At 37.6% G+C, this 12,784-nt stretch carries 14 protein-coding genes and 2 riboswitches; all 14 genes read right to left on the bottom strand.

Annotation, left to right across the window (positions count from 1 at the left end; genetic code table 11):
- Positions 1-41: 41 nt before the first annotated feature.
- The 14 genes from BW724_RS09645 to BW724_RS09580 all read right to left on the bottom strand — a co-directional run bounded on the left by BW724_RS09645 (position 42) and on the right by BW724_RS09580 (position 12,667).
- Positions 42-1,235 (bottom strand): bifunctional 3,4-dihydroxy-2-butanone-4-phosphate synthase/GTP cyclohydrolase II, encoded by a 1,194-nt coding sequence (locus tag BW724_RS09645; RefSeq protein WP_088075020.1) that lies wholly within the window; start codon positions 1,233-1,235, stop codon positions 42-44.
- Positions 1,236-1,255: 20 nt separating this feature from the next.
- Positions 1,256-1,903, bottom strand: coding sequence for a riboflavin synthase (ribE, locus tag BW724_RS09640; protein WP_088075019.1), 648 nt, complete (start codon positions 1,901-1,903; stop codon positions 1,256-1,258).
- A gap of 1 nt (position 1,904) precedes the next feature.
- The gene (ribD, locus tag BW724_RS09635; RefSeq protein ID WP_140355087.1) at positions 1,905-2,990 is read right to left on the bottom strand and encodes a bifunctional diaminohydroxyphosphoribosylaminopyrimidine deaminase/5-amino-6-(5-phosphoribosylamino)uracil reductase RibD; all 1,086 of its coding nucleotides are present in this window, start codon (positions 2,988-2,990) and stop codon (positions 1,905-1,907) included.
- Positions 2,991-3,177: 187 nt separating this feature from the next.
- Positions 3,178-3,329: riboswitch (FMN riboswitch) on the bottom strand.
- Positions 3,330-3,625: 296 nt separating this feature from the next.
- Entirely contained in the window at positions 3,626-4,099 is a 474-nt protein-coding gene (locus tag BW724_RS09630) for a hypothetical protein (RefSeq protein WP_088075017.1), read from the bottom strand.
- Positions 4,100-4,270: 171 nt separating this feature from the next.
- The gene (locus tag BW724_RS09625) at positions 4,271-4,708 is read right to left on the bottom strand and encodes a peptidylprolyl isomerase (protein ID WP_088075016.1); all 438 of its coding nucleotides are present in this window, start codon (positions 4,706-4,708) and stop codon (positions 4,271-4,273) included.
- Positions 4,709-4,840: 132 nt separating this feature from the next.
- The gene (gene lysA, locus BW724_RS09620) at positions 4,841-6,181 is read right to left on the bottom strand and encodes a diaminopimelate decarboxylase (RefSeq protein ID WP_088075015.1); all 1,341 of its coding nucleotides are present in this window, start codon (positions 6,179-6,181) and stop codon (positions 4,841-4,843) included.
- Positions 6,182-6,273: 92 nt separating this feature from the next.
- Positions 6,274-6,450, bottom strand: a riboswitch (Lysine riboswitch).
- A 109-nt stretch (positions 6,451-6,559) separates the two neighbouring features.
- Positions 6,560-7,978 (bottom strand): spore germination protein, encoded by a 1,419-nt coding sequence (locus BW724_RS09615; RefSeq protein WP_088077814.1) that lies wholly within the window; start codon positions 7,976-7,978, stop codon positions 6,560-6,562.
- Between the two features lie 55 nt (positions 7,979-8,033).
- On the bottom strand, positions 8,034-8,609 hold the full coding sequence (locus BW724_RS09610) for a stage V sporulation protein SpoVABEA (RefSeq protein WP_088075014.1): 576 nt from the start codon (positions 8,607-8,609) through the stop codon (positions 8,034-8,036).
- A gap of 49 nt (positions 8,610-8,658) precedes the next feature.
- On the bottom strand, positions 8,659-9,075 hold the full coding sequence (locus BW724_RS09605) for a stage V sporulation protein AB (protein ID WP_140354949.1): 417 nt from the start codon (positions 9,073-9,075) through the stop codon (positions 8,659-8,661).
- Positions 9,076-9,077: 2 nt separating this feature from the next.
- Positions 9,078-9,683 (bottom strand): stage V sporulation protein AA, encoded by a 606-nt coding sequence (locus BW724_RS09600; protein ID WP_088075013.1) that lies wholly within the window; start codon positions 9,681-9,683, stop codon positions 9,078-9,080.
- Between the two features lie 113 nt (positions 9,684-9,796).
- Positions 9,797-10,549: an RNA polymerase sporulation sigma factor SigF gene (gene sigF, locus BW724_RS09595; RefSeq protein ID WP_088075012.1), complete on the bottom strand. Its 753-nt coding sequence runs from the start codon at positions 10,547-10,549 to the stop codon at positions 9,797-9,799.
- Between the two features lie 13 nt (positions 10,550-10,562).
- Positions 10,563-11,003 (bottom strand): anti-sigma F factor, encoded by a 441-nt coding sequence (gene spoIIAB / locus BW724_RS09590; RefSeq protein ID WP_088075011.1) that lies wholly within the window; start codon positions 11,001-11,003, stop codon positions 10,563-10,565.
- Positions 11,000-11,353 (bottom strand): anti-sigma F factor antagonist, encoded by a 354-nt coding sequence (gene spoIIAA / locus BW724_RS09585; RefSeq protein WP_088075010.1) that lies wholly within the window; start codon positions 11,351-11,353, stop codon positions 11,000-11,002. The genes spoIIAB and spoIIAA overlap by 4 nt, the downstream gene beginning before the upstream one ends.
- 144 nt (positions 11,354-11,497) lie before the next feature.
- Complete coding sequence (locus BW724_RS09580) at positions 11,498-12,667, bottom strand: D-alanyl-D-alanine carboxypeptidase family protein (RefSeq protein WP_246596317.1); 1,170 nt, start codon at positions 12,665-12,667, stop codon at positions 11,498-11,500.
- Positions 12,668-12,784 lie beyond the last annotated feature (117 nt).

Here is a 12,784-nt window from a genome sequence, read left to right as displayed (position 1 = left end):
TACGTCAGTTTTCTCGGTGCTTATATAAAGAATAATTTTTCTTAAAAATGTAATAAATGTCCTAGCTTATCTTTTTTTGTTTTTAAGTATTGCTCATTATCTTTTTTTGATGGCAATTGTAATTGTACCCTTTCAACTACCTCTAGTTCGTAACCCTTTAAACCAGTAATTTTCCTTGGGTTGTTTGTTAAGAGCTTCATTTTGCGAACACCTAAATCTTTTAAGATTTGAGCGCCTATCCCATAGTCACGAAGATCAGGAGCAAATCCAAGCTTCTCATTTGCTTCCACTGTGTCATAGCCCTCTTCTTGCAGTTTATATGCTTTCATCTTATTCAAAAGACCAATTCCACGGCCTTCCTGACGCATATATAAAAGTACACCTGAGCCAGCCTCTTCAATTTGGCTTAATGCAGCATGAAGTTGTGGACCACAATCACATCGATGGGACCCTAGAACATCTCCTGTTAGACATTCTGAATGCACACGCACTAATGTTGGGTTTGCTCCATTAATTTCTCCCTTCACAATAGCAACATGCTCTTTACCATCTACAACGTTACTGTATCCTACAGCGCGGAAGTTACCAAAGTCAGTAGGTAATTCAATTTCCACTTCCCTTTGTACCAATTTATCCTTCCGATTTCTGTATTTAATCATGTCCTTGATTGTAATCATTTTAAGCTCATGCTCATCAGCGATTTTTCTTAAGTCAGGTACTCTCGCCATTGATCCGTCTTCATTAATGATTTCACAAATAACCCCTGCTGGTTTTGCACCACACATACGAGCTAAATCAACTGCAGCTTCCGTATGACCTGCTCGTCGAAGTACTCCACCATCTTTGGCGATTAATGGAAAAATATGGCCTGGCTTTTTAAAGTCTATAGGCTTCGTCATATCGTCAATGAGCGCTTTTATCGTTAAGGAGCGCTCATGTGCTGAAATACCGGTTGTTGTATCTTTATGATCAATGCTCACTGTAAAGGCAGTACCATGTGGATCAGTATTGACATCCACCATTGGGATAAGATCTAACTTTTTAGCCAGATCCGTTGTAATTGGCGCACAAACGAGTCCTCTTCCGTGTGTAATCATAAAATTGATTACTTCTGGTGTAGCCTTTTCAGCTAACGCTATGAAGTCACCTTCATTTTCTCGGTCTTCATCATCACAAACAATAATAACCTTCCCTTGCATTAATTCATATATCGCTTCTTCAACTGGATCAAACATCTAAATCCCCCCTCATGACCTTAGAAGCCATGTTCTTTTAAAAATCCTTCTGTAATGTTTCCAGACGAATCATTACCAACTTTATTATTTAGTAGTTCCTCTATATATTTTGCTAGCATATCACATTCCACATTCACAATATCTCCAACACCTTTATTCCCTATTATTGTTTCCTGTATAGTGTGTGGAATAATGGAAATGGTAAAGCTATCATGTGTTAATCCAAATAAAGTCAAGCTTGTGCCATCTACAGCAACGCTACCTTTCATCGTCATATATTTCCTAAGATTCGGAGCCACTTCAATCTCATAATAGACAGCATTGTATTCCTGGCGTTTACCTCTGATTTTCCCTACACCATCTACATGTCCAGTAACAAAGTGCCCACCAAATCGACCGTTAGCAGACATAGCTCGCTCAAGATTCACTTCAGAACCTCTTGTCAGTTCCCGTAGGCTAGTCCCTTTAACCGTTTCTGGCATAACATCTACAGTAAATGTCTTTGTATCAAATGCTGTTACTGTTAGGCAAACCCCGTTGACGGCAATACTATCACCAAGGTTTACATCAGATAAGATTTTATCAGCCGCTAATTTCATCACAATGGCGTCACCAGTTTCTTTCATTTCTTTTATGACACCCTTTTCTTCTATAATTCCTGTAAACAACTTAAACATCTCCTTTCGAGAGGACAATCTTTATGTCTTTACCTAATTGATCGATAGATTTCACCTGCAACTTAGGAGCCTCTTCTAGCTTTTCTATTCCTAAACCTGCAAATGAAGATAGTGATGCTTGCCCACCTATAATTAACGGTGCCATATATGTTATCACTTGGTGAAACTGTCCCGATCTTAAAAAGGCATCATTTACAGTTCCACCACCTTCTACAAGAACAGAAGTAATTTCATTTTTTCCCAATAGGGCAAGTATATCTGGAATCTCTATTGTTTCTCCTGAAGCTTCAATTATTTTTACACCTTCATTTTCCAATCTCTCTTTTTTGATAGGATCCCTAAGTGAGCTAGTTATGATCCATGTTTCAGCTTCTTTATCAGAGATTAGCTTCGCATGAACTGGGGTTCGAAGTTTGGAATCTAATATTACTCTAACAGGATTTTTCCCACCATATTTTAAACGTGTAGTGAGGGAGGGATCGTCTTCAAGTACAGTATTTACCCCAACTAATATAGCGTCATGAGTATGTCTAAGGTAATGTACATCTTCCCTTGCTTCCTCACCAGTAATCCATTTGCTTTCTCCCGAACTTGTAGCAATTTTCCCATCTAGGCTAGTAGCAGATTTTAACGTTACAAATGGTGTTTTATGTTGAATATAATGAAAGAATACTTGATTTAATTGTAAGGCTTCCTGCTCCAATACCCCTGTTTCAACAGTTATACCAGCTGCTCTTAGTTTGTTAATACCCTTTCCAGCTACCTTTGGATTCGGATCAACAGAAGCAATCACAACTCTTTTTATACCAGCTTCGATAAGACCATCAGCACAGGGAGGGGTTCTTCCATGATGAGAACAAGGTTCAAGAGTGACATAGATAGTTGCTCCCTCTGCTTTTTTTCCTGCCATGTGAAGAGCATGCCTTTCTGCGTGAGGATCCCCTGCACGTAGATGGGCACCCATTCCTACTATTTGATTATTTTTAACAATTACAGAACCAACTGCTGGATTTGGTGTGGTTTGTCCAAGTGTTGACTGAGCTAATTCTATTGCCATTTTCATATAATGATGATCCATCATTAAAATCTCTCCATTCTCAAGTAAAAAAAGCCTGAGGATAGTATCCCTCAGGCTTGTAATGGAAACGCAACTTCGTGAAAATGGCATATCTAAATAAGCCGGAATTTACTGTTTTTTAAAACAAAAATTCTGGCTGCAAAAGGACTTTAAAATACATACTAATCCCTTTAACCATTTCCACCGTCGTAACCTTCTCCCATCCAGACTATACTGTCGGCCCTGGTTTCACACCAGATCCACCGTCACATAAAAATGTGCCGGGTCACGGGCTTAGAAATACCACTAAGGTACTTCATCACCGCCGGTTGGGAATTTCACCCTACCCCGAAGGACTTCGGTAATTTATTAAATTTTATCTTTGTTAATTTTCTCGATGTTTTGATAGTATCACTAAGATTATACTTAAGCAAGATATATGGTGTGACGAAAAAATGACAATGATGTCAGAAAGGCGACAGTGCCTTTGGTCACGAGCGTAGGGCAGTGGAGGAATGACAACTAGAAGTCGCGCTTTTTAGACTTCTATTGTCATTTCGAAGTGCCCCGCAGCGAGTAGGCACTGGAGCTAGACAAAGAAAAGCGACAGTGCCTTGTTCATCGGCCACAAAAACTGCCTCTAGTTAGGGAGTGTTTTAATCTTCCGTTTCTTCTTGTTCCTTTTCTTCATCATTTAGTTCTGTGTTAAATTGTTCTTCCGAAGCCATTTTTTCTTTATTACCTACAAGTCCTATAATTGCTAGCAACCCACCGATTACAAAAATGATAAATCTTACTTCTTGAAATTCAATAAATGCAGCCGGGAATATTATAGCTAAACTATCTAGAAGAAGTATGAAAGGAACCCAAGACAAGCAAAAAATGATTCCCCCTACAGTTAAAGCAGACCAGTGATAATTAATGTTTTTTAATAGCAATTGTTCTGTCTTATGTGGAAGGAGAAGGAAGCCAATAACAAAGGCCATGAGTTGAGGTAATATTTCATATCCGTATGATATGGAGAAAGATGATCGGTTTATGTTTGCTTCTGCTAGTATGAACGGCATCAATACTAAAAGTAGAATGATAATAATCATTTGAAACATACTGATTGTTTTTAAATGATTCATTCAAGCACTCCTTTATAGGTATTTCGAGCTTATAATTTATATATATTCAAATAAACTTGTTATAAGCCTGTATTTCCTACATTTACATTCTTAGGAAGCTTAAAAGAACCAAATAAAAGAGCCGTCTTAAGCGGAGTATCCCTCCGACTTAAAGACGACTTTTCTCTCTTTTTATTCTTCGTCGTAAACTTTAACTTCTTGCATTACATCACCTTGATTAATGCGTAGAACAGCTTCCATACCTTCAGTAACTTGTCCAAAAACTGTATGCACACCATCTAAGTGCGGCTGAGGTTCATGAACGATGAAAAACTGGGAAGATCCAGTATCTTTACCAGCATGAGCCATGGATAGGGACCCAGCCACGTGCTTGTGTGGATTACCTTGTGTCTCACATTTAATAGTTTTTCCACTACCACCAGTACCAGTACCTTGAGGGCATCCCCCTTGCGCTACAAATCCAGGGATAACACGGTGAAATGTCAATCCATTATAAAATCCCTCGTTTGCAAGTTTTTCAAAGTTTTCAACAGTTCCTGGGGCTTCGTTTGGGAAAAACTCAATTTGAATTTTATCTCCATTGTCCATAATAATAGTTCCTTTTTTCATAAAAAATGCCTCCTGTAGTTCATATAAGTAAAACTTCTTGTTTATTGTACACTAAATGAAAGGAGAAAGAAAACAGAGAGACTGGGACAAAAATGCTTAAGTTTTGTCCCAGTCTCTTACTTAATAATAACATTAAATACTTTTAATTAAAGATTGATCCTTTTGTTTTTTCTTATAACCGAGTTCGTGACGAACAAGATCCTCATACGTTTCTCGTTCAATAACACAGTAGTCCTCCCCAGCTTCTACGAAAACAACAGCTGGTTTTAAGATACGGTTATAATTATTTGCCATGGAATAACCGTAAGCTCCCGTTGAGGACACAGCTAATAAATCACCCATTTCCACCTGCGGAAGGTCGAGGTCCCAAATAAGCATATCTCCACTCTCGCAGCACTTACCTGCAATTGAAACTTTTTCAGCGGTGTCTTCATTCATTTTATTAGCAAGAACTGCTTCATATTTTGCCTGGTATAATGCTGGACGAATATTATCCGTCATGCCCCCGTCTACTGAAACATAACTTCTTACACCAGGGATATCCTTCCTTGATCCCACAGTATAAATCGTAGTTCCTGCTTCTCCAACAATTGCTCGCCCTGGTTCAATCCATATTTCAGGCATAGTCATATTAGCTTCTTGAACTTTTTCCTTTACAGCCTCAACCATAGCATCAACATAACTACGAAGGGGTAAAGGGTTATCTTCATTTGTATAGCGGATCCCAAAGCCCCCACCTAAATTTAGTACTTTTAAATCATAGTCAAGCGTATTTTTCCATACAATGAGCACCTTATATATTTCTTCAATAGCAGAAGTAAATCCATTTGTCTCAAAAATTTGCGATCCAATATGGGAATGAACACCTTCAAGATTTAAATAATCATTAGCCTGTAACATTTCAATAGCCTTACTTGCCTGACCACTTTGTATGTCAAATCCAAACTTTGAGTCTTCCTGTCCTGTGGAAATATACTCATGCGTATGTGCTTCCACCCCTGGAGTGATACGGATTAGTACATTCATGTTCTTTTTTAGTGATTCCGTAATTGCCATAAGCCAAGATAACTCGGTGAAATTATCTACTACGATACAGCCAATTCCTTCGCGCACAGCCATCTCAATTTCCTCAGGCGACTTATTGTTTCCGTGAAAATGAATTCTTTCAACTGGGAAACCTGCTTTTAAAGCAGTATAGAGTTCACCGCCAGAGACAACATCTAGACTTAAGCCAAGCTCATCGACAAGTTGAATCATTGCAACGCAGCTAAATGCTTTACTAGCATAGGCAACTTGATATTTCATATCGTGCTTATCAAAAGCGTTTTTGAATTCTAGCGCTCTCTTACTCATATCTTCAACATCGTATACATATAAAGGAGTACCATATTTTTCAGCAAGTGATGTTGTATCTACTCCACCAATTTCCAAATGACCTTGGTTGTTAATACGGCTCGTTCCATATAAACCCATTTTATCCTCTCCCATTTCTTACCGATGCAATACATTAGAAAAGGATAACGGATCTATCCGTTATCCTTAACGATTCGAATATTAATCGTTATCCATCGGATAGTGCTCCACTACATATGTAGTGGCAGTGCGCTGTTTATTCAACAACACCCCAGCATAACAAGTTTTGGAAAACTCGAAAGCTTCGGCAAATTGACCTTTCCATTGCCATCCTTGTACTCCAATTACTCCTGCAATGTACTCATTCGCTTTGCGCCTCTACCTCTTGAGGTAATTATATTTTACAAGATTACTGTGAAAAAACTGTTGTTTTCAACAATAGCATACTTCACTAGCCATATCAACCTTTTCAAAGCTTATCAATAAAAACACCTAACATCATGCTAAGCCTTGTTTTGTTTGATTCTTTTTACTTGCAATACTTGGTCGTTTCTTCTTCATTGGAACTGCTTGTCTAATTAAAATATCCATAAACGCTATCGGATAAAATGGTACAAATGGCCACATATATGGAACTTCAAGTGATTTTTTCAACGCTAAGAATAGGAATAGTAAAGTTGTCCCAATTACAAAGCCTGGTACCTTGAAGAAAAACACTACAAATAATAAAAGGATCCGGAACATTTTTAATGCTAAGGACATTTCATAACTTGGTGTAGCAAACATGCCTATTGCACCAACTGCTACGTACAAAATAACTTCAGGCACAAATAATCCCACTTCAATTGCTATATCACCTATCAGTAGGGCTGCAACTAAACCTAAGGCTGTTGCTAATGGTGATGGTGTATGAATGGCGGCCATTCTTAATAGTTCTATACCTAATTCCGCAAACAACATCTGTACAAAAATCGGAATATTGGTTGTTTCATTAGGGCCTATGAAATCTAGGCCTTCTGGTAAAATATCTGGATTAACAACCATTAACAGCCATAGTGGCAGTATAAACATGGAAAATAACATACCAGAAAAACGAACCCATCTAAGGAATGTCCCCACCATCGGAGCCTGCCTAAATTCCTCAGCATGTTGAACGTGATGGAAAAATGTTGTTGGGAAAATAATGACACTTGGGGACGAGTCAACAATGACAAGTACGTGACCCTCAAGTAAATGGGTCGCTGCTACATCAGGTCGTTCTGTATACCTTACTACGGGAAATGGATTAATTCCTTGTTTTACAACAAATTCTTCTACTACCTTATCTGCCATTGTAAGGCCGTCTATATCGATTGCTTCTAGCTCTTTCCGAATGACATTAATTAAAGTGGTATCTGCAATTCCATCGATATAGGACAAACATATATCTGTTTTTGACCTTTTCCCTACTTTCATAATTTCATTTCTTAATCTTTCATCCCTAATTCTTCTTCTTGTCAATGCAGTATTTTCAATAATGTTTTCCGTATATCCATCACGACTTCCACGGACAACTCTTTCCGTATCCGGTTCTTCTGGTCCTCTTCCTGGATAACTCCGGACATCAATAATAAGAGCTTCTGATTCACCTTCAATATAAATGGCAATTAAACCAGACAATATTTGCGTTATCGAATCATCGATTGTTTTTACTGGCTCTACTTGGACATGAGTGAGTCTATTTTCTATTTGTTGTCGAACATGACCTTGTTTTTTCTGTTCATTTGCATCTAACGACATTAGTTCTTTCAACAATTCAATAATATATTGGATATCACATAAACCATTTACAAAGTAAAACTGCACTTCTTTATCCAATATGTAAAGCTTTCGAATACCTACATCAAAGCTAGTCCCAATGCCAATACGTTCAGACATTATTTTTTCATTTTCTCGAATGTCTTTTGTGACTGGTTGATTATAATCTGGATTATTAGCTGGTTCCAATATTCCCACTCCTTTCCAATATTAACTCAACTGCCTTTTCTGTTATTGGGGCGCCCTTTTCGATGGAATCTTGACCTCCCATTTTACCAATGTCACCAATCCCTACAATTAAAGGTATCGGAAGTCGGTCTAGGATTGAAACTGTATCTCCAATGATTCTTCCAACTTCTGTATCTTTAATCCCATCTTTATCAACACCATATTCCGTTAACACCCCATTACGGTCGATGGAAACGTCCACCCTTGTCCATTCATGGGAAAAAGACTGGGAAGCTACTGCTACGGCACCAATAACTTCAACTTCTGGTGAGTTAACAATTGTAATTAATGCTTTTTCTCCAGGCCCCTCATCTGGATAACCACAATCATCGAATAAGACAAGAACAGGCTCTTTTTGAGATGTTTTGATGATGTTTATTAATTCATCACCTGCTATTCTTGTTGGATTTCCGCCTGATTCACCTATGAATTCATAACCATTTTTATCAGCAACATATTTCACAGCAGCCTTTGCTGATGCATCGCCATCAGTGATTAATATAACCTGCTTCTTCGAATTCATGTAATCACTCCCAAAATTGTAATTAGTTACCCATACCGAAAGCACCACATTATGAACGTACAAAGAATATCCATTGATACAATGATCCGGCAATTTTCCCTAACACAATTGCCCATAATAAAATATAAACTTTTCCTTTAAGACCAATTCTCTTTGCTAAAATAGGAAAAACATTCAACACTTCTGTTAATGCTGCTGCTAATAATCCTATAAACATGCCGCACGCTAATCCAATAATGACAAGTAAACTGTTAGTAAATGAAAAAGCCGGGTCACCTAAACTAAACCAAATACCAATAATAGCTCCCCCGACAATACTCATTTCATATAAAGAGAGTAAATTCTCTGTTTTTGTTAAATTCGCAAGTCTTGGAACGACACCTAATACTGTTAGGAAAGCAACTAACCCACTCCCTACAGCCAAGCCACCAGATAATCCAATCATGCTAAGAATAAATAATGACATGATTATTTCCTCTTCCACGCATCATTTTCGTATACAGAAATATAGCGATCCATATTCTCCTCATAATTAAACATCTCAACCTCCATAGGACTAGGCTCTTCATTGATACGCTTGCGAAAAACGTGATTAAAAAAAAGGATCATTCCCAATCCTAATCCAATAGAGTATGGTATCTGAAGCCATAATGGGTGTTCAACTATTTCTCCAGTGATCACTTGATGAATTTTCACATGAACTTCCTGCATGCTGACATCTTCATGGAAATTCATCACAGCTAAACCAGCGCCAATAAACAATAGTAACCAAACAAATATAAATAAGATTGGTTTAGCCCCTTTTCCTTTTTCCTTCCTGTAAATAATCGATTGAGTTGGCCCTACCACTTGAACATCTGTACCAGGAAAATTTTTATTAATAATTTCAACAACCTTCATAGCATCTACTACTTCGAGACTTTTATCAGCTTCCGTTAATTCACAAATTTTCATATTCTCTATAGACTCATGTGGAATCCCTTCTGTAATTATTTGTGAAATATCTTTTAAAACAACTGTCTTATCCTTGATCCAATGACGGCTTTTCAATCGAAAATAAACTTTTTTCACCATCGAAAAACCTCTTTTCTATCAAAATGAATTTTCACTTAGTATGACGTCAAATGCCAATTTGTATTCGAATGAAGAGACGAAATTGGCTCAAAAAAAAAGAACAGCTAAGGTTATTAACCTAGCTGCTCTTTCAATTGCTTTAATATTTTCTTTTCAAGTCTAGATACTTGAACTTGAGAGATCCCTAACCTTTCCGCTACTTGTGACTGTGTCTGATCCTTATAATACCTCATCATCACAATAAGCTTTTCTCTCTCATCTAGCTTTTCAATTTCGTCCTTGAGAGCGATCTTATCAAACCATTTTAAGTCACCGTCATCAGAAATTTGGTCAAGAAGTGTAATAGGATCTCCATCGTTTTCATATACTGTTTCATGAATAGACGTAAGTTGTCTACTAGCCTCTTGTGCAAAAACAACTTCCTCTGGCGAGAGCTCTAGTTTTTCAGCTATTTCATTAATAGTAGGTATTCGACCTAATGTTTTCGTAAGCTCTTCTTTTGTTTTTCTTATTTTATTTGCACTTTCTTTAATTGAACGGCTTACTTTAACAGTTCCATCGTCCCTTAAAAAACGTTGGATCTCACCAATAATCATCGGGACTGCATAGGTAGAGAACTTCACATCATAACTCAAGTCAAATTTATCTACCGATTTAATTAATCCGATACATCCGATCTGGAAGAGATCATCAGCCTCATAACCCCTATTCAAGAACCTCTGTACGACAGACCAAACAAGTCTCGTATTAATACTAACAATATGATCCCGAGCTTCTTGATTACCGCTTTGGGCTTCTTTAATTAACTTCTTTACTTCTTTGTCGTCTAGATACGTCTTTTTTGTTTGTTTAACTTCTACATCCATAGCTGCCCGCCCCTCAATTACAAAGAGCGCGTTGCTTTGAGAGTCGTTTTGCTAAACTAACAGTCGTACCAACCATTGGCTCTGACTGTACTTCCACTTCATCCATAAAATTTTCCATTATCGTAAAGCCCATTCCACTACGCTCTAACTCAGGTTTTGACGTATATAACGGTTGTCTAGCTTCATCAAGATCATGTATACCAATACCTTCATCACGGATGGACAACCTTACTAAATCTTCTTCTAGCTCCACCTCTAAGTAGATCATTCCATCTGGTTTTTCATTATAGCCATGTATGATTGCATTTGTCACAGCTTCACTAACCACCGTTTTAATTTCCGTTAATTCATCCATAGTTGGATCTAGCTGTGCCACAAACGCCCCAACCGTTACTCTAGCAAATGATTCATTCTGACTTAACGCTGAAAATGATAGCTCCATTCTGTTTCTCATGACGCCACCCCCAGCGTAATTAATGCATCCTGTTCATTAGATGCTAGACGGATAATCTTAAAAATGCCTGACATCTCAAATAGTCTTTTTATTTGAGGAGAAATGGAACATACAACCATTTCCCCTCCAAGTGCTTGTACACTTTTATATCGGCCAAGGATGACACCTAAGCCAGAGCTGTCCATAAAGGTTAGTTTTTCAAGGTTTAACATAATATGTGTTAAACGTTGCTCAGTAATTGCAGCATCTACACTCTCACGGAGTTCCATCGCTGTATGGTGATCTAATTCACCTTCAAGTCGTACGCAGAGAACATTGTCCCTTTTTTCAAGATCAATGAGTAAACTCATGTCTTCACCCCTTAAGTTATTGTTTATCCAGTTCCCTCTCCCTGAGGAAATTGCTACACGAACGTTTTCTTTATAGGTAGTTAAGTTTCCTTCCTAAAAACAAAACTAGTGTTAATTCGTCAAAACAAGAAAAATATCGATGAATTAAAAACCATCTCTTCCAACTAGGCTAGATGTACTTCGTTTCATTAACGTCCATAGAGTAGCTTTAGAAACATCAAGTTCCGCTACAACAACAGATTCAGATAATATTTCTCCATCCTTTTCAACATATAAAGTACCAACAGGAGTACCTGCCTCAATAGGTGCTGCAAGGGGTTCCTCCAATTCAAGACGCTCCGTTATTCCTTCTACTGATTCACCCTTTTTCATAAGTAATGAAATATTTTCATCAGCTTGTACAGGAACTGTTCTAGTTGAACCTTTACTTATTTTTGCTTCACCTAAAACATCTCCTCGTTCATATCTTGGTTGTATTTCATATTGACTGTATGCATAATCGAGCATTTCTGAAACTTGGCGGTTTCTTTCCTTTGGTGTTGGAGCCCCCATTACTACTGCAATAACACGCATACCATTTTTATTGGCACTAGCAGTTAAACAGTATTTCGCCTCATTCGTAAAACCAGTTTTAAGCCCATCCACTCCAGGATAAAACTTAACTAGTTTGTTTGTATTAACGAGCCAAAATTTATCATCTGTATCTTCCCTTAAATAGTCTTCATATAAACTTGTGTATTTCGTAATCTCTTCGTATTTTAATAGTTCTTTTGCCATTACAGCCAAATCTTCCGCTGAAGAAAAATGATTTTCTGCTGGAAGACCATTTGAATTAACAAAATGCGTATCTTTTAATCCTAATTCCTCTGCTTTTTCATTCATAAGTTTGACAAATTCTTCTTCAGAGCCAGCTAAATGCTCTGCCATTGCAACTGAGGCGTCATTCCCAGAAGCTATCGCAATCCCTTTCATCATGTCTTCTACTGACATTTCTTCGCCAGGCTCTAAGAAAATCTGAGACCCACCCATTGAAGCAGCACGTTCACTAGTTCGAACCATGTCACTCCATTTGATTTTTCCAGAATCAATAGCTTCCATAATTAATAGCATCGTCATAACTTTTGTCATACTTGCTGGAGGTAATTGCTCTTTACTATTTTTTTCAAATAGTATTTCTCCAGTGTCTCTCTCCATTAGTACTGCAGAAGTAGATTCTTCTGCTAAATTAACACCACCAGACTCCTCTCCATGGACCGTAATTGTCCCCGTAAAAATGTATAAACCTACTAAAAAAACAATGAATGATTTTTTCAAATTTAATCCCTCCATTCTTTTTCTTTACCATTCTGCCCGAAAGAGAGGGGAATATACCATCATTTGGAGTTTTAACACACGCATCTCCCATACAAAATCAGATATAAAAAAAGATGA

The sequence above is a fragment of the Litchfieldia alkalitelluris genome, assembly GCF_002153425.1.
GTDB classification, from domain to species: Bacteria; Bacillota; Bacilli; order Bacillales; family Salisediminibacteriaceae; genus Evansella; species Evansella alkalicola.
This window is presented reverse-complemented; position numbering and strand designations above follow the sequence as displayed.